Origin of the sequence: Brevibacillus invocatus (genome assembly GCF_003710915.1) — a bacterium.
Lineage (GTDB): Bacteria > Bacillota > Bacilli > Brevibacillales > Brevibacillaceae > Brevibacillus > Brevibacillus invocatus.
This window is the reverse complement of the sequence record NZ_RHHR01000027.1, coordinates 1-16,719: the sequence shown is the minus strand read 5'-3', so window position 1 is coordinate 16,719 and position 16,719 is coordinate 1. Positions and strand designations below refer to the sequence as shown.

16 protein-coding genes and 1 pseudogene are annotated in these 16,719 nt (G+C 50.2%); 15 read left to right on the top strand and 2 right to left on the bottom strand.

Features of this window, described 5'->3' with window-relative positions:
* Positions 1–209: 209 nt before the first annotated feature.
* Positions 210–1,109 carry a DMT family transporter gene (locus tag EDM52_RS14405; protein ID WP_122909680.1) on the top strand — a complete coding sequence of 300 codons (900 nt, stop codon included), beginning with the start codon at positions 210–212 and terminating at the stop codon, positions 1,107–1,109.
* Here the strand turns inward: EDM52_RS14405 and EDM52_RS14400 are convergent.
* Positions 1,069–1,791: an ArsR/SmtB family transcription factor gene (locus tag EDM52_RS14400; protein WP_122909679.1), complete on the bottom strand. Its 723-nt coding sequence runs from the start codon at positions 1,789–1,791 to the stop codon at positions 1,069–1,071. The two genes, EDM52_RS14405 and EDM52_RS14400, sit on opposite strands and share 41 nt — an antisense overlap.
* Before the next feature lie 239 nt (positions 1,792–2,030).
* Here EDM52_RS14400 and EDM52_RS14395 point away from each other — a divergent pair, with 239 nt between their 5' ends.
* From EDM52_RS14395 to EDM52_RS14330, 13 genes are all read left to right on the top strand, one after another.
* The gene (locus tag EDM52_RS14395; protein WP_183185101.1) at positions 2,031–3,587 is read left to right on the top strand and encodes a sensor histidine kinase; all 1,557 of its coding nucleotides are present in this window, start codon (positions 2,031–2,033) and stop codon (positions 3,585–3,587) included.
* Complete coding sequence (locus tag EDM52_RS14390) at positions 3,575–4,198, top strand: response regulator transcription factor (RefSeq protein ID WP_122909677.1); 624 nt, start codon at positions 3,575–3,577, stop codon at positions 4,196–4,198. Before EDM52_RS14395 ends, EDM52_RS14390 begins: the two co-directional genes overlap by 13 nt.
* 39 nt (positions 4,199–4,237) lie before the next feature.
* Positions 4,238–5,410, top strand: coding sequence for an HD-GYP domain-containing protein (locus tag EDM52_RS14385; RefSeq protein ID WP_122909676.1), 1,173 nt, complete (start codon positions 4,238–4,240; stop codon positions 5,408–5,410).
* Between the two features lie 438 nt (positions 5,411–5,848).
* Positions 5,849–6,394: a signal peptidase I gene (locus tag EDM52_RS14375; RefSeq protein WP_183185099.1), complete on the top strand. Its 546-nt coding sequence runs from the start codon at positions 5,849–5,851 to the stop codon at positions 6,392–6,394.
* Positions 6,391–7,647, top strand: a complete 1,257-nt coding sequence (locus tag EDM52_RS14370) for a M73 family metallopeptidase (RefSeq protein WP_122909673.1) — start codon at positions 6,391–6,393, stop codon at positions 7,645–7,647. The genes EDM52_RS14375 and EDM52_RS14370 overlap by 4 nt, the downstream gene beginning before the upstream one ends.
* Positions 7,648–7,717: 70 nt before the next feature.
* Complete coding sequence (locus EDM52_RS14365) at positions 7,718–8,290, top strand: hypothetical protein (protein WP_122909672.1); 573 nt, start codon at positions 7,718–7,720, stop codon at positions 8,288–8,290.
* Between the two features lie 14 nt (positions 8,291–8,304).
* Positions 8,305–9,138 (top strand): hypothetical protein, encoded by an 834-nt coding sequence (locus EDM52_RS14360; RefSeq protein ID WP_122909671.1) that lies wholly within the window; start codon positions 8,305–8,307, stop codon positions 9,136–9,138.
* Positions 9,139–9,238: 100 nt separating this feature from the next.
* Positions 9,239–9,763, top strand: a complete 525-nt coding sequence (locus EDM52_RS14355) for a signal peptidase I (protein ID WP_122909670.1) — start codon at positions 9,239–9,241, stop codon at positions 9,761–9,763.
* 251 nt (positions 9,764–10,014) lie between these two features.
* A complete protein-coding gene (locus tag EDM52_RS14350; protein WP_122909669.1) occupies positions 10,015–10,575 on the top strand; it encodes a TasA family protein in 561 nt (186 codons plus the stop codon).
* A gap of 80 nt (positions 10,576–10,655) precedes the next feature.
* Positions 10,656–11,486 carry a TasA family protein gene (locus EDM52_RS14345; RefSeq protein ID WP_122909668.1) on the top strand — a complete coding sequence of 277 codons (831 nt, stop codon included), beginning with the start codon at positions 10,656–10,658 and terminating at the stop codon, positions 11,484–11,486.
* Between the two features lie 131 nt (positions 11,487–11,617).
* Positions 11,618–12,988, top strand: a complete 1,371-nt coding sequence (locus EDM52_RS14340) for a type 1 glutamine amidotransferase family protein (RefSeq protein ID WP_122909667.1) — start codon at positions 11,618–11,620, stop codon at positions 12,986–12,988.
* Positions 12,989–13,132: 144 nt separating this feature from the next.
* Entirely contained in the window at positions 13,133–14,119 is a 987-nt protein-coding gene (locus tag EDM52_RS14335) for a lipoate--protein ligase (RefSeq protein WP_122909666.1), read from the top strand.
* 47 nt (positions 14,120–14,166) lie between these two features.
* Positions 14,167–15,348: an MFS transporter gene (locus EDM52_RS14330; RefSeq protein WP_122909730.1), complete on the top strand. Its 1,182-nt coding sequence runs from the start codon at positions 14,167–14,169 to the stop codon at positions 15,346–15,348.
* Here EDM52_RS14330 and EDM52_RS14325 read toward each other — a convergent pair.
* Positions 15,345–16,292, bottom strand: coding sequence for a helix-turn-helix transcriptional regulator (locus EDM52_RS14325; protein WP_122909665.1), 948 nt, complete (start codon positions 16,290–16,292; stop codon positions 15,345–15,347). The genes EDM52_RS14330 and EDM52_RS14325 overlap by 4 nt on opposite strands.
* Positions 16,293–16,506: 214 nt before the next feature.
* Between EDM52_RS14325 and EDM52_RS24930 the strand changes: the two are divergent.
* A pseudogene (locus tag EDM52_RS24930) lies at positions 16,507–16,719 on the top strand (IS5/IS1182 family transposase); the annotation flags it as partial.

The following is a 16,719-nucleotide window of genomic DNA, read 5'->3' as shown; positions in this document are numbered from 1 at the left end:
GAGTCGGGCAGTGCATCTCCTGTGCAGGTAGTCCAAGAAGCTGGAGCGTTTTCTCCTGTTTCCTGCCCACCACTGAGGCTGGATTGACATGCCCTGTATTTATTACCAAAAGGCTTCTTTTTCTCATACGATTCGCTCCCTATCGAAGTTTTCTTCAGGTACACTTATCTCAGCCAACAGGTAAAAGAAGGAAATGGGGGAGCTATACGTTGCATCCAATCTTGTTTGCGAGTCTCGTTGTGATTACGACTTCCCTGATGGGGTCGTCATTTGCCATTGGGAAAATCGGATTGAACTACTTCTCCCCGCTGCTTTTAGTGGGTTTGCGCTTTACGCTTGCCGGCATCCTGATGGCGCTGTTGACGTGGAGAAAGCCGCTTCCCACATCCATCCGGGATTGGGGCAAGGTACTGGTGATCGGCTTTTTCCAGACAGCCAGCGTAATGGGATGTATTTTTCTGAGCCTACGTACGATTACAGCGGGCGAATCCTCGATTCTGACCTTCATGAATCCGCTTTTGGTGGTGATATGGGGCACCCTCTTTCTCGGAATGAAGTACCGATTTGCCCAATGGCTGGGTGTCGTGATCGGCATGGTCGGCGTTTTCATCACACTCGGTTTTCATTTGCAATGGGAAACGGGGACATTGTTTGGCATTGGCTCAGCCGTGGCTTGGTCGATTGCCACCATTTTGGTGAAAAAGTGGGGAGTGGCATTCAATGTCTGGGTGATGACGGCTTATCAAATGCTTTTTGGGGGCGCACTGCTCATCCTCATGGGGGTCACACTGGAAACTCCCTACATGGTCATCACTCCTGAATCGCTGCTGGTAGTAGGCTGGCTCGCCGTAATGGCGTCGATCGTGCAATTCGCCACCTGGTTTTATCTGCTGCAAAAGGGAGACCCGGGAAGAACGAGCGCTTTTCTATTCCTAGCACCGTTTTTTGGCGTCCTGTCCGGGTGGCTGTTGCTGGATGAGCGAATCCAATGGCATGTGTATGTCGGGGGACTTTTCATTTTTGCGGGAATCTTTCTTGTGAACTGGACGTTTGCCAAAAAGAAAGCACTCAGCCGCCAGCCTGCCGAGACAAAGCGTGCGGGTGCTTGATAGTCAGTCCGAATTCGTCGAAAAATCCTTTCACTCCGGCTTCCGTGATCCGTACGCCACGATGATCGGCATAGCGCTCGATCCAGCCCAGCTCAAACAAACGTTGGGTCAGGGCCGCGCCAAGACTGCCAGCCAGATGATGCCGGCGCCCGCTCCAATCCAGGCATGGTCTGGCGTAGCTGCGGCGGCTTTTGCTGCGGGGTTCGAGCTCCACGCCCAGGCTGCGCAGTTTTTGCTTGCCTTCTTCATTCAATACGTAATCCTGTCCAGATTCCTCCAGCAACCCCATGGCAAGCAGGCGATCGGTCAAAGCCACGCCGACCTCGCCAGCGAGGTGATCGTAGCAGGTACGGGCAAAACGAATCGCTTTTACCTGCTCGGACTCACGCAAGGAGCGGACTGGTTTTGGCAGTGCAATCGCGTTTAATGCTTCGAGGGCATGGGCAACGTCCGCATTTGCCAAACGATAGTAGCGATGCCGCCCGTAGGATTCTTGAACGAGCAGGCCGCCCTCAACCAGCTTGGACAGGTGGGAGCTGGCGGTTTGGGGCGTGATGCGGGCAGCGCGTGCCAGTTCACTTGCGGGCAATGATTTTCCTCCCAAGAGACCAAGCAGCATGGCGATCCGTGAAGAGTCGCCAATCAAGCTGGCAACTGCGGCAATATCAGGACTGGTATTCATTGAGCTTCACCTCCAGCATCAGTATGACATGTTGATTCGATGACATCAATCAGGTATGCCCTACATAACATGGTGAGGTAATGGGCTGGAGGAAGTATGTAAAAGTAGGTCGAAAAAACTAGAAAACTCATCTCGGTTCGACACTTTTCATATATTGTAAATGTTTGTAAAAATCAAGTACGATTATGATGTCTATTTTTTCCGTTTTGTTTTTCCAATGGGAAGTGGAGTCTTGTCGAATGGACCAATTGCTAAAAGAAATTCGCCTCGTTCTGTATCTGTTTCAATGGGTGCTTTTGTTGGCTTTCTTCTTCTTCCTCATGGACGCTCCCAGTCCAAACTACCGATTTTCCGCAATCACCCTAGGTATCTGTGGTGTCTACGTCATTATTCTCGGGTACGCACTTCCGCGACGATCCTGGTTTTTGCTCGGAATGGTCGATTTGGGGATTGCTCTCTTTTTCATCGCACAGACCGGTACGTGGAACAGCCCGTTTATGCTCTATGCGTACACGTCGATGTTATGGCTGACGGCTGTCTTGCGGCTGAAACAGGTTCTATTCGTATTCACCCTGTTTATTCTTGCCGTTTTCGTTCTTACCTTATGGTTTCCCACCGAAGTCATGCTTCCAAAGACCCAGCATGACAACCTGAGTATACTACTCGATATGATGATTTGGGCCAGTCTGACGTTCTGGGTCGTTGCCTTGCTGAAAATGGGAAAAAAACTCTACGCCAGATGTTTTCAAGTGTACCTTTTTTTAAGGAAAGTCTCGTCAGCTCCATCCATCAACATCTGCGAGGTTACCGAGCAGATGTTGCGACGCGTATTTCGCACAGAGCAGGCATATTTGTGTTTGTACCAAGAACGGGAGACGGAAGGTGACTGGAAAAGAGATTACTTTCTGCAATGTTTGCTGGACGCAGGTGCAGAAGATTGGAACCGACTTGCGATCTTGAAGCTGGATGATTACACCGGCAGGGAAGATACATATGCTTGTTCGCCACTCAGGTTAGATGATGAGGCGTGGGGATGCCTGATTTTTGCAATCCCTCCAAAGCAGGAGATAAGCAAAGCAGAGCGGTTGATGCTTCGCGTTATTTCGACCGTTATTTGTCAGCAGGGTAAACAAAACCGTCTCCATTATGAAATGGCCCAATCTCTCCACGAGGAAATGCGGAAAAAACTGGCTCAGGACATGCACGATGGATTAGCCCAGCAGTTGTTTTTTTTGTCCGCCCAACTATTCCAGCTCAAGCAGTCCCTGCCTTCAGAGGTAAAAGAAACCGCAGCAGAGCGGCTTGGTCAGATTGAAGAGCGAATCCAGTGGTGCCACAAAGAAGTGCGGAGTACCATTACGCATTTGCGAGAGTTCCGGGAGTCGCAGCAGATCTCCGAAGCCATCGAGCAACTGTTGCGGCGAATGACGGCTGGAACCGATCTGCAGGTGCGATTTACATCAAAAGTACGAGTGCTGGAGGAAGATCTGCCGATTTTGGATGCCATCTATCGGATGGTGGAGGAAGCGACGGCGAATGCGCTGAAACACGCGTATGCCCATTTTCTTGACGTAAGTGCGGAGGCTTCTTCGGTACAGGTAAAAGTACGGGTCAAGGATGACGGAATCGGCTTTTGTCCCGAAGAAAAAAGGAAGAAAAACCAGTATGGAGTCATGGGAATGAAAGAGCGTATCTCACAGGTGGGAGGGACGTTTCAGATCCGCTCCAAACCGGAAGAGGGAACTGAAATCGTGGCTATCATACCGCGAAAAGGAGTGGACATGTGGATAGGGTGAGATTGCTGCTGGCTGATGATCATCGGATTGTGCGGGAGGGGCTGAAGATGATTCTGGAAAGCTGCCCACGCTATACGGTGGTGGATGAAGCAAGCACCGGAGACGAGTTGCAAACCAAGGCTTTGGCGTTGAAACCTGATTTGATTATCTCTGACTTGAAAATGCCCGGTATCTCCATTATCGACAGCTGCAGAACAATGAAGGAGCAGCTGCCTGAAATCAAAGTGCTGATCCTGACAGCATTCGACGAAAGTGAGGATGTATTTCGGGCATTGGAGTCCAATGTGGACGGATACATCATGAAAGACACGGTCCCTGAACAGATTCTGAACACCATGGATATGGTCATGATGGGGTACTCCTGCTTTCAATCCAAATTGCAACAGAAAAAGAAAGAAAACTCAGGTATTTCCCTCACCGAGCGCGAACAGGAAATTTTTCAGCTGATTGTGGAAAATCTAGGAAATCAGGAAATCGCTCAGCGCCTCTTCATCTCCGAGGCAACGGTGAAAACACATGTAAGCAGCATTCTGCGCAAGACAGGTCAACCGAATCGCTCACAGGCAGTCTTGTACGCGTTGAAAAAAGGACTGGTCAAGGTTCCGCGTTGACGATAGTGGTCGATGGAATAATCGTAAAGAGGGTTGTCCATGAAATCGCGAAAGAGAAACGGTAATCACACTGGTTATTTGGCAGATAGCATGTTTTACGGGATATCACTGCTCGTCAGTGTCGATGCGTTCCTGTCTTTGCTGTTGCACACGTTGGGAGTCGTCTTGTCACCGTGGATGGCGATCTTCGGATTGGCGATATGTGCTGCAGTCAGTTGGACCGTCTATGTCTTGCACAAGCTTTACGTAATGCCTGGGACCAATTCGCTGCATATTTCCGCTTTCCTCGGGACCTGCTTGCTGCTGTTTTTCTGCTTGTACAATCCTCATCAGTTTACTGGCGTATGGATGATTTTCCTGTTGTTTCCCATCTTTCTCAGCTTTTTTCACGACCGTGCTCTCCTGCTCATCTGGGGATCGGCAGCCTATCTCATCTACGTACTCACACTGGGTTTGGAACAAAACATGTCGGTGACAATAGATGCTTTGTTTGATCTGAGTTTGGCGGGAATCAGTGCTGCGTGTGCCTGGATCGGCTATGTCACCATAAAAAAAGTGTTAGGCGATTCGCGAAAGGCGGCAGAGGAGCACAATCGGGAGTATGCCATGACATTGCTGAATACATTGGTTCCCATCGTTGAACGCAAGACGCAGAGCAGCAGCAAAGAGATTGAACAGATGGGCCGCCTGATCAAGCGGATTTTGCGAGAGTTTCCGCTGGAGAAGGTAAATGACTGGGAGATCAACATGCTTTCACTGTTGCATTATGTCAGTCGAATCAAATGGCCGGACTACGTTTTTGAGTCGGATGAAAGACTTACCACCTACGAATATCAAATCATTCAGGAACATTGTCACATCGGTAGCGAGATGTTTCATGATAAACCCGCCTTTGCGCGTGTGGTAAAAGCGCTTTACTCTCATCATGAGCGGTATGACGGAAGCGGATATCCTCAGCAGTTGAAAGGGGAGGAGATCCCGCTATTGGCACAGATTTTGGGTATTGTTGAATGTTTTCTGGCAATGACGACGCCACGAGCCTATCGGGAAGCGGTTACGCTTGCAGAAGCGTACGAAGAGATTTGCAGCATGGCTGGAAATGCCTATGACGAGAAAGTAGTGCAGGCGTTTGCCAGCGCCGTACAGATTCATTCCCCGACAAAGGTGTCCCACGTCCCCCGATGGTTGGATCATTCTCAGCCTCGTGGCTAAAAAAAATGAGACTGTTCCCCGATTCCTTTCCTCGTGTCCATTTTGATAGAGTGGGGGAAAGCAGGGGGAGGGGACGTCGCTTGTTGCAAAAACGGTGTAAGCACTGTAAAAAGCATTCCTATAGTAGTGGTGACTTGTGCCGTTGGATCTGTCCTTACTGTGGAAAGGATATCACCTTGATAAAGGCTGGGCCGGCTGGTAAAAGGTATGTGCCGGTACGGCCTCTGGTCACCTATCGTCTGAAACTTCATATTACTGACGAGGATACTGTCTGATGAGGACAGTTTTTTTATTTGGTTTCGCTCTCTCATCCTTCAGTATGAGAAGGATTCATCCTGTTCGCGAAAAATCTTCCGCCTTTCAAGGGAAGTGAGTCGTACCGGTGATGGAAGATAGCGGAAATGCTTTGGCGTAGAATAAGTGAAAGAGGTGATCGGCGTGAGATTCCGATGGGTAAAACAAGCTGGACTGGTATTTTTGGCTCTGTTTACATTTACTAATTTATTTCTGTATACCACAAGTCGTTGGAATCCCGACCAAATTCCGGGGTACGGCGATTGGCGGGTGCTCTCCGTTCTTACGGGCAGCATGTCTCCCGCCATCGCTGCAGGAGACATGGTGATCGTTGTGCGTTACGGGCAGGACCAACCCCGGGTGGGCGACATCGTGACCTATTATCAGAACGATAAAACCCGTTCTCTGATGACACATCGCGTCATGCAACGTCTGGAAAACGGTTATCTCCAGACCAAGGGAGACGCCAATAAGGAAACGGACGGGGGGTGGACCGATCCGTCACGTCTGCTTGGTAAGGTGGTTTTTACCATCCCGTACGCCGCATCGTTCCAGCAAATGCTGAGAGAGCCGTTGACCTTGGGTTTTCTCCTTGCAGGGTTCGCAGCTTTCTTGATCTATACACAACGAAAGAAAAACAGCAAGCAGGATTTGACTCAAACCGAGTGCATTGAGGGGGAAGTATCATGAAATGGGAGCAGGTTAAAAACTGGCCATGGAAGCGTATCTTGATTGGAACGGCTGTCCTCTCATCGATCACGGCCAGCACCAGTTTTGGTACATACGCATACTTTACCAGCCAAGTGGATGATTCCACCACTTTTGCTGCCGGCACACTGGAGATTAGTCTGGGGCAGAGCAACTTGAAGTTTCAGGCGGATAGCGATCAGCCGTTTTTGCCTGGAGTGCGCTTCGAGAAAGGGCTTACCGTAAGCAATGAAAGTGATGTGCCTGTCAAGTATGCGCTGCTGGCGGAGAAGGCGAGCGGGGATGATATCGTGTACGACCAACTGGTGGTAGAGATTCAAAGCGACAGCAGCGTGTTGTATCATGGACGGGTCAGCACCTTGTCGCAGGCGAATGTAATTATCCCAGAGCTGGGCAAAGGCGAGAGTGACCAGCTTCAATTTTCTGTATACCTCCCGGAGAGCACGGGTAACGAAGTGCAGCAGAAGTCGGCAGAGGTTAATTTCGGCTTCCTCGCCACCCAACAGGAAAATGGCGAGTATTTTGCCCAAGGCGGGCCGGTCATGACCTTTAGACCAGAGGATTTGAGCGGCAAGCAGCTGATGGAAACCATGAAGCTCGCTGACAAGGTATCGGAGGAAGATGCCTCCATGACCTTTATTCTAGCGGAAGGCACTTACGATCTGGGCGGCTTGGAGCTGCCTGAAAATATTACCTGGAAGGCTGCTCCCGGCCAGGAAGGCAAAGTCGTCATCGAAGCCGATGAACTTCAGGTCAGCAACGCATCGTTTGAGGGAATCCGTTTTGAGGGCAATGGGACAGGTTTGGTCATCGGCTCCAATATCAGCTTTCGGGCTTGCACGTTTGGCAGCGGCTTCGAAACCGCGATCCAGACGGCGGCCGTTGATGGAGAGAGTGAGACTATTGAAGGCTTGACCATCAAAGGAAGCACATTTGAAGGAGCGCAAACTGCCATCCTCCTGGAGCAAACGATCAAGGCGGTGCTTATCGCTGACAACACATTTGGTGGAGGAGAGCATGCTGTTGTGATCGCCAATGACAAAGAGACTCAAGTACAGATTGTCGGCAATGATTTCACCAAAGTAAACAAACACGCAGTGGAAAGCGGCGGTGTGCGGGTAGGTGATGGCATTGACGGATTTAAGGAGATCGCAACGGAAGAGAGCGAAACGAAAAAACTGGCTCTTCATCTGCACAAGGCAGATTTGTACCTCGAAAACAACAAATATGAGTAACAGACGGCGGGTCAAGAGATCAAAGGGGCGGTGGCTCCTTTTCCGCGACCAGGTAGTCGGAAGCTTTTTTTTGATAGGTGTAGCAGTCTCCTTGTTGGGGCAGCCCGCCACTACCTACAGCTGGATGTGGCAGGAAGCCAAGGACACCGGACATGAGTTTGTCATCGGATTGCTCGACATTACCGAGAGCAGCTTTGGCAGTGAGTGGAAGGTCGTGAAGGGCGGCAACCAATCCATTGATCTGTCCAAAATGATACCGGGGGATGAGCGGCTGTTAGAGGCAACCTTATCAAAGGGCGCGAGTGATCTCGACTTTGTGTACAAAATCGTGGCTCAGATGAAGAATACGAATGCTCCGGAAGTGGCGCAAAAGCTGGAGGAAGTTCTGCACATCCGCATCGCGAGCGGCAAGAATATTTTGTATGAGGGGCTTGTTCGCGATCTGCATCCGCAAGAGCCTGGAGTGGTTCGTTCGAATGATACGGAGAACATGTTTCATGCCGGGGATCCGAATAAGAAGTTTCTCATTACGGCATATCTGCCGCAGGAAGGCGTCGACCATACCTTTCAAGCTTTACAAGGGGAACTAGAGCTGCGTTTTTTGGCAAAGCAGGTGACACAGGACGCTATTTATGCTGAGTAAAGGAGGGGAGGGAATTGAAAAAAATCGCAGTAGGGCTGTTCGCGGCCAGTCTGGTGTTGAACATCGTGCCACTGGACGGTACGGTCGCCTTCTTGACCAGTGAGAAAAAACAGACGTCCTCCATCTCCCTCGGTACCAATGAAGATGTATTTGTGACACAGACCAAGGAAATGACGATCGAGACCAAGATAACCAAGCGGACCGTAATCAGACGGACGATGAATGCTGACGGAACTTCTTCCGAGACGGCGGAAGATAAAGTGTCGATCGACCAAGGAGCACAGACGATTGTGTTTATTCCGCAGCGTCCTCACCTGGATCTGGAGTTGGAGAACTTACGTGTAACCGGAGCAGTGGAAGGTATTGTCAAGGTTGAAAAGATAGAGTCGGAGGAGGGCATTGAGTTTCTCATTTCCCATGCCCGTGGTGAAATGGAATGGAAAAACGGGACAGTAAAAGGGGAACTGCATGTCACTGCGTTGGGCGGTTTTTACGATGTCGTGATTCCAGTTGCGGTCACAACGATTTACAAAAAGAAGACGGACGTGCAGGAGACGAATGCCCCGGGAAATCCCCAGCAGCCTGGAAATCCGAGCACGCCTGGCACACCCGGCACGCCAGAAACACCTGCAACGCCAGAAACACCACCGCCGGACGGATCAACGACGGAGCCGACTACACCTCCGCCGTCCGATTCTGCAGATTCGCCTTCTCCGCCATCGGATGAAGCTACTGCACCACCGACGCCTTCGACCGACCCTGCTCCATCCGTGCCTTCCGGTGAAAATCAAGGGTCACCCTCTCCTGAGAGCTCTCCTGAATCTGGGGAACCGGCCCAAGCATCGTAGCGGTATCTGACGAAGGAGATGTATTTTTGGGAAGTTGTATCATCCATACTGGGAGCGGTGAACGACAGAACCGCTCGAAAAAAGCGAGGGATTACACAAAGTGGTTATTCTCAAAAAATCAATATCGGTCCTGACAACTCTGTTTCTCGTAGTTGTCATCGCCCTTTGCGTATTTCTTTTCATCGGTAAATTGAACGGCGGGAAAACAACATTATTTGGAAGTGAGATCATGGTGGTGCTCAGCGGCTCGATGGCTCCCACCTTTGACACAGGCAGCGTGGTGGCAGTGAAGCCCGTTACGTTTGAGCAAATAAAACAAGGCGACATCATCACCTTTAAAGAGCTGGACGGCCGGACGGTTACCCACCGTGTAGTGGAGATCAATGAAGGAAAGCTGATCACAAAAGGGGACGCCAATGGTGGAATGGATTCCACCCCGGTAACAAAAGACCGGGTGATCGGCCAAGTCGACTACTGGGTCCCGCTGGTTGGCTACCTGGTTGAGTTCATCAAGTCCAAGGCAGGCATGCTGATCTTTTTGGGAGTTCCCGGTTTGTATCTGATTGTCAGCCAGATCTGGAAGCTGATAAAGATGATGAAGGAAGAAGAAGCAGCAGCAAACTGAACAGCCCCCTGCAAGAAGCCCGGTCTGCGTGATCGGGTTTTTTGGTTTTACCCAGGGATGATTACTCCTCATCCTTGAGTATGAAAGGTTGTAGCCGATTAGTGTTAGAAACGGTTCATCCATGCTCTCCTACTTAATTCACCCCGATGCAGGAAGTTGAAAAGATTGGAAACCAGTAAGATTAGAACTGTAAGGCACACCGCCTCGGGTGCCAACGAACAAAATACAAGATATGTGGGAGGAATTGGGAAATGAGCTTGAAAAAACAATTCGCATTTACTTTGGCATCAGTGGGGATCGGTGCTGCACTGATCGGCGGCGGAACCTTCGCGTACTTCAATGACACCGAAACGTCGAACAACAACACGTTCGCAGCCGGTACGATTGACCTAAGACCAGACCTCAATGGCGCTGCCGTGTTCAACATTGAAAACGCAAAACCAGGTGACGATTGGGATGTAAACTACAACCTGAGCAACGCTGGATCTTTGGCTGCTAACGTAAATGTTACTGCCGACTACACTGCAGACGGCAATGGCGATGGAAGCGACATCGGTACTCAGTTGATCGTTACCGATGTGCAATTCGGTGGGCAAGCAGTAACTGTTAACGATCCAAACGGTGGCGATCTGACACTGACCGATCTGGATAATGCGAATATCGAACTGGGTGCACTCGGTGCTGACGGTGCAGCAGATGATGAGAAAGCAATTACCTTCAAACTGACATTTAAAGAAGCCAACGCTCCGCAAAACGAATACCAAGGCGACAGCGCATCTGTCAACCTCGTATTCGAAGCACGCCAACAATAATAAACATCCTGTAGCGCAAGCCCATTTCAACCAAGCGGGAGAGGATGCCTCTCCCGCATTTCAATAGGAGGAATCATTCGATGAAAAAGCGCTTGGCTTTGTCTATGCTCGCTTCGACGGTGGCTTTCGCTGGCCTGGTGGGCGCTGGAACTTATGCTTATTTTAATGATACTGAAACATCGACCGGGAACACTGTTCAAGCAGGTACACTGGAAATGACCGGTTTCCGCAATGACATTCCGATAGAAGGACCGATGTTCTACACGAGCGACGGCTTCGGTCCGGATGACGCCGGCGTCCTGGGCACTGGCCTCTGGCAGCCTGGCGATACGCATACACGCGGCATGTTTATCCGCAACGACGGTACTTTGAACGCGAAGCTGAACAAACTTTTCGCGGAGGCGCAAGATGATGATGCGATGGCCTTTGCCGAGCAAGCACATGCGACGATCGCCGTTTTTGAACCGGATTCCAACGTGTTCCTGAACATCGACAGCAGCGAGTATGCGGACTTGGTGGATGCGATTGACCAGTTCTACCAAACGACCTTCGATGACTTGATGGAAGCGATGTTCCCAGGGCATGACACCATGGAGCTGGAAGAACTGAAACAGGCGATCAAGCAGGTCCACGGAGAAGTGAAAAGACTGCTCATGGAAGAATCGTTCCGCGTACATGTAAACGGCGACCCGGTCAACGTAAACGTCCAGCATGTATTCCAGGACCAATTGAGCAATCTGGTCGGCAATGACAACATCGTGGATCCTGGTCTGCAATACGTGGTTGAGCCAGGCGAATCCCTCTTCTTCGGCTATACTGTTTCCTTTGACGATCTAACTCCAGAAGAAAACAACCCACTCCAAGGTAAGGAAGTCAAATTCAACTTCGGAACCGAATTCGTACAAGACTAAGCCGTTATTGCCACCTTTTGGGGATGTCCCGCTCTGGGCATCCCTTTGTATGTGAAAGGGGTGATGGCGCAAAGATAGCAGACGGTATTTGCAACGAATCGCAAAAAATCTGTAAGGAAAAGAGGGTTGTTATGAAAAAAGTTTTGCGGACAATGGTTGCTTTGTCCACGGTTTTCTCACTGGCCGTTCCCACCCTGTATGCACAGGCTGAATCCGCGGATTCCGTAACGCCGCCGGATGGCTACACGCCAAAGAAGCTGAGCAAGCAACAAAGCTTGAACATCGCATCGGAGATTGGGGGGGAGGAAGGCAAGGCGCTTCTCGTCATGAACGTGTATCCTTGGGGGAGTAGTGCCGCGCAACGTACATTGGCTAATCTGGGTATCGCCTACGATGCCGCAACCATGGATCGGGTGGATGATCTGGATTTGTCCAACTACCGCATGATCATGTTTGCCAACGACCAGAACTCTACCTTCTATAACGACTACAACGCTGCTAAAGATGAACTCGAAGATTACGTGGAATCGGGCGGCGTCCTTCTCGCGGGGATTTCGGATCAGGGTCACAACGGTGGATCCTTTAATGCAGCGCTCCCCGGCGGAGTAACGAGTACATCATCCTATGAGATAAACAATTACGTCGTAGATACGGATCATCCGGTTGTCAGGGGTGGTGGTTTATCAGGCGAGTTTCCAGGAAGCTTTGCCAGCCACCGAGTTGTGAACGAATCTTCCTTGCCCAGCAACAGCAATGTCATTATAAGAGGTTCTGTCTCTGACCAGGCTACATTGGTAGAATACGAATTGGGCGACGGTATGGTCATTGCGTCCGGCCTTACATGGGAAATCGCAGTAGATTATGGATGGAACTTCAGCCAAGCGTATGATGATCTGGTCAGATACGCGTATGAAAATTCCAACATCGAAGAACAACCGGACTATCTGGGTATTGCCACCCAACTGGTAGAGCAGGCTGAACAGGAGCAAACGCAGGAAAGCGTGGATGCCGCCCAAGACGCCATTGACAACGTGCCGGAAGGGGAAGCCAAGACTGAGCTGCAGGCAAGACTGGATGCAGTGAAGCAACTGCTTGAGGACATGGATGCGGTGCGTGACATTCTCGATGATATCCTGGATGACAAACTGACCAGCAAAACCGGTATCGATGCAGCCATCGACAAGCTGAACAACGCGAAGAAGCTGTACAAGGAATTGCCTGAGGGTGAGGGGAAATCCGCGGTCGGTAATGACATGGACGAAGCGCAGGACGTGATTGAAGAGGCCTTGCTCGCCATTCTGGAGACCACCATCAACGGCAAACCGTATATCTTGACCGGTAAGCAAATGACCATCATGATCTATCACGCAATCGATCAGGTTGAGGCGTCCAGCCAAGAAGACATCGACAGGGTGATGGAATACCTGATGCCGATTGTTCAAGATCACACTACTCTGTCCGAGTCAAGAATTCGCGGATTGGTTCAACTGTATTTGCTTTAATCACAATCGGAGTAAGACCTAACTGGCTGTTGAGAAAACCATTCTCAGCAGTCTATTTATTTCATACTCGCGCATGGCTCTCTATTACCGGATGGACATGGTATGATAAGGGAAGACTAGCCTTGCCAACGGGGGGGAAACATGATGCGATTCATCGACAATCAAGGAATTACAGATCCAAGAATCAATCTGGCGATAGAAGAATACGCGTTGAAGCAATTGCCTGCTACAGATGATTATCTGCTGTTCTATGTGAATGAGCCGTCCATTATTATAGGGAAAAACCAGAATACGATCGAGGAAATCAACGCTGAATATGTGGAGCAGCATGGCATCCACATCGTTCGCAGGCTGTCGGGTGGCGGTGCGGTCTACCATGATCTGGGGAACCTGAATTTTAGCTTTATTACAAATGATGATGGGCAGTCGTTTCATAATTTCAGTAAGTTTACCAAGCCTGTCGTACAAGCCTTGAAGCATTTAGGGGTAGACGCAGAGCTGACCGGTCGCAATGACATTCAAGTAGGAGAGCGTAAAATCTCAGGCAATGCCCAGTATTCGACCAAAGGACGGATGTTCAGCCACGGTACGCTCCTGTTCAACTCGGAGATGGAGAATGTCGTTTCCGCACTAAAAGTAAATGCAGAGAAGATCAAATCCAAGGGCATTAAGTCCATCCGTAGCAGAGTTGCCAACATCACAGAGTTTTTGGATCAAGAGATGAGCATTGAGGATTTCCGACTAGCCATCCTGAAGTCAATCTTTGAAGGAAAAGAAATTATCGAGTATAAACTGACGGATGAGGATTGGGAAAAAATCCACGAGCTGTCCCGAGAACGTTATCAAAACTGGGATTGGAATTACGGGAAGTCTCCCAAGAGCAATTTCCGCCAGTCCAAGCGTTTTGACATCGGCAACATCGAGGTGCAGCTCGATATTGAAAAAGGCAGAATCAAGGAAGCGCATATCTACGGTGACTTCTTTGGGGTCAGGGACGTGTCAGAGCTGGAAGCATTGCTTCTCGACCAGCCTTACGACCGCTCTACACTGACACAGCTGTTGTCTGACGTAAATATCCAGGAGTTTTTCGGCAATCTGGATCGTGAATCGTTCATCTCCTTGCTGTTTTAAAGTGGGATGAAGATAACCAGATGAGAAAAGAAGGCAGGGAAACGAACATGTCCGTACCGTATAAAAAAGTGTTTTGGGCAGCAGGCTTTGGCTGGATGTTTGATGCGATGGATGTTGCCTTGTTGTCCTTTATCATGGTTGCGTTGCGCCAGGAATGGGGACTGAGCGGAGAAGAAGCGGGACTTTTGGGAACCGGTAATCTTGTCGGCATGGCGATTGGTGCAGCGGTCGGGGGCTATCTGGCGGACCGGATTGGACGTAAGCCCATTTTTCTGCTCACACTGCTTCTGTTTGGTGCTGCCAGTCTGGCTAGCGCTTTTGCAACAGGCTTCATCTCCATGCTGTTCTTCCGTTTCCTCATGGGTCTTGGGCTGGGAGCAGAGCTTCCAGTAGCCTCGACCTTGGTCAACGAGTTCGCGCCACCCGAAAAAAGGGGCAGAACGGTTGTACTGCTGGAGAGCTTTTGGGCGGTAGGCTGGCTGATCGCGGCTGTCATAGCGTATTTCATTATCCCCGACTACGGCTGGCGTTTGGCTGTCATTCTCGGGGCTGCACCGATCGTATACGCCTGGTTCGCGCGTAAAAACATCCCGGAATCGCCGCAATTCAGCCTGAAAGCTGAGCGTATTCCAGTAAGCCAATTGCTGACGGCTCATAAAAAAGAGACGATCACCCTCTGGGTTGTCTGGTTTGCCATCGCCTTTTCCTACTACGGCATGTTTCTCTGGATGCCTTCCGTGCTGGTAGACAAGGGCTTTACGATGATTAAAAGCTTCCAGTATGTGCTGATCATGACCTTGGCACAGCTTCCAGGCTATTTCGTTGCTGCGTATCTGGTAGAAAAATGGGGCCGAAAGCAGACACTCGCAAGCTTTTTATTCATGACAGGCGTTATGGCCTACGCGTTTGGTGAAAGCAACGGTACGACGAGCCTGCTCGTCACGGGAGCCCTGCTGTCTTTCTTTAATCTGGGGGCATGGGGCGCACTCTACGCCTATACGCCAGAGAATTACCCGACACCACTGCGAGCGACAGGCTCTGGCTTTGCATCCAGTGTCGGACGTATAGGCAGCATCATCGCGCCCTATCTGGTCGGTTACTACTCCGGTCTGCAATACGGCTATTCCTTTATCTTTGGCATGTTCACGGTCGTCCTGATTCTGGGCACCATCGTCCTGCTCATTCTAGGCAGAGAGACGAGAGAACGAGAATCCGTAGCTTTGGGTTAAGAGTAGAGCGAGAGGATGGCTCGCGCTTCAGCGATGACCTGGTCCCGCAGCTCTTGGGGTTCCACTGCTTTCAGGAGAGCCCCATACCGGAGTACGATTTCGACAGCAGATTCCAACGTTTCAAATTGCACATCTGTTACCACCCAGCCGTTGCATGCGGACTGGGTGTTTTTTATTTGGACAAAACGCTCCTCTGCGAAGCGGTCTCGAATGTCTTCCCTGATCTGGAGCTTTGCCGGATAGCGGGGGAGGGCTGCCAGAAAATGAGCAGTCGATTCTTCCCAGTAGCCCGCCAAATCAAAATAGGCTGGCCGAATAAAGCCCTCATCCAATGGAAGGACGCTCAAGAAGCGGGAGATCCGGTAGGTGCGCCATGCGCCATCCACCTCGGCAACGAGATACCAGGTGCTGCGCTTGGCTACTAATCCCAAGGGCGAAATCGTCCGTTCGACGATGTCGTTGGTGCGCCGATATTGGATGAGCAGCTGTTTTTCCTGCCAGACGGCATCCTGTATCGCTGGGAAAAAGGGAATGGACTCATTCGATTGATGCCAGCCTGCTCCGTCGATATGGATGCGCTGACGGACGTATTCGGCATCCTGGCGAAGGGCAGCAGGAGAGGCAGCCAGCAGTTTTTGCAGGGCGGCTTCAAAATGCTCGCGCATGCCCAAATCCCCCAGCATGGTCGAGGGTGAACCGAGCAAAAGCGATGTTATTTCGGATGCCTTAAGACCTGTCAGATCCGTTTGATACCCATCTGTCAGCTGCCAACCGCCATAAGTTCCCCTTTCTGCAAATATTGGCACGCCAGCAGCACTCAACGCCTCCATATCCCGATGGATGGTCCGCTCTGATACCTCCAGCTTGTCTGCAAGCTGTTTGGTTGTCATCTTTCCCTGGTTTTGTAGCAAGAGTAATATGGATAGCAAACGATCTGCTCGCAAAGAAATGCACCTCCTAACCTCATCCTATCATTGACAATGGATGTCATCTTTTGATGATTAAACTTGAAGATGAATAAAATAGCAATTTGAATCAATTTCATAAATCTGAGCCCTACGGGCTCAAGGTTTTTTAAGCATAGAAAAAGGAGTACCTCCCCAAATCTCTAATAAGTTAAGTACGACCAAAACTTATGAGAACTGGAGGTGACTCCCAATGTCCATTATAAGACAAGGAAGCCTGTTTGATATACAAGAATTATTCGATTTAGAACCTCCCAAACGATTTGGAGCGATTTTTTCCACCCTTGACATCGATCCGATTCTTTGTGTTATCTCCAAAAAGTCGATCTATGGAGCTCCTACTGAGTTGAATTATGTTGCTATGCTGTATTCTTTGGTCGCTCGAATCGTAGAACGGATTCCAACC

What these genes read in the sequence shown, in the direction of transcription:
- EDM52_RS14340 (WP_122909667.1), top strand. Translation starts at nt 11,618, where the DNA reads ATGAAAAAAGTTTTGCGGACAATGGTTGCTTTGTCCACGGTTTTCTCA.
- EDM52_RS14335 (WP_122909666.1), top strand. Translation starts at nt 13,133, where the DNA reads ATGCGATTCATCGACAATCAAGGAATTACAGATCCAAGAATCAATCTG.
- EDM52_RS14400 (WP_122909679.1), bottom strand. Translation starts at nt 1,791, where the DNA reads ATGAATACCAGTCCTGATATTGCCGCAGTTGCCAGCTTGATTGGCGAC.
- EDM52_RS14345 (WP_122909668.1), top strand. Translation starts at nt 10,656, where the DNA reads ATGAAAAAGCGCTTGGCTTTGTCTATGCTCGCTTCGACGGTGGCTTTC.
- EDM52_RS14395 (WP_183185101.1), top strand. Translation starts at nt 2,031, where the DNA reads ATGGACCAATTGCTAAAAGAAATTCGCCTCGTTCTGTATCTGTTTCAA.
- EDM52_RS14370 (WP_122909673.1), top strand. Translation starts at nt 6,391, where the DNA reads ATGAAATGGGAGCAGGTTAAAAACTGGCCATGGAAGCGTATCTTGATT.
- EDM52_RS14385 (WP_122909676.1), top strand. Translation starts at nt 4,238, where the DNA reads ATGAAATCGCGAAAGAGAAACGGTAATCACACTGGTTATTTGGCAGAT.
- EDM52_RS14350 (WP_122909669.1), top strand. Translation starts at nt 10,015, where the DNA reads ATGAGCTTGAAAAAACAATTCGCATTTACTTTGGCATCAGTGGGGATC.
- EDM52_RS14330 (WP_122909730.1), top strand. Translation starts at nt 14,167, where the DNA reads ATGTCCGTACCGTATAAAAAAGTGTTTTGGGCAGCAGGCTTTGGCTGG.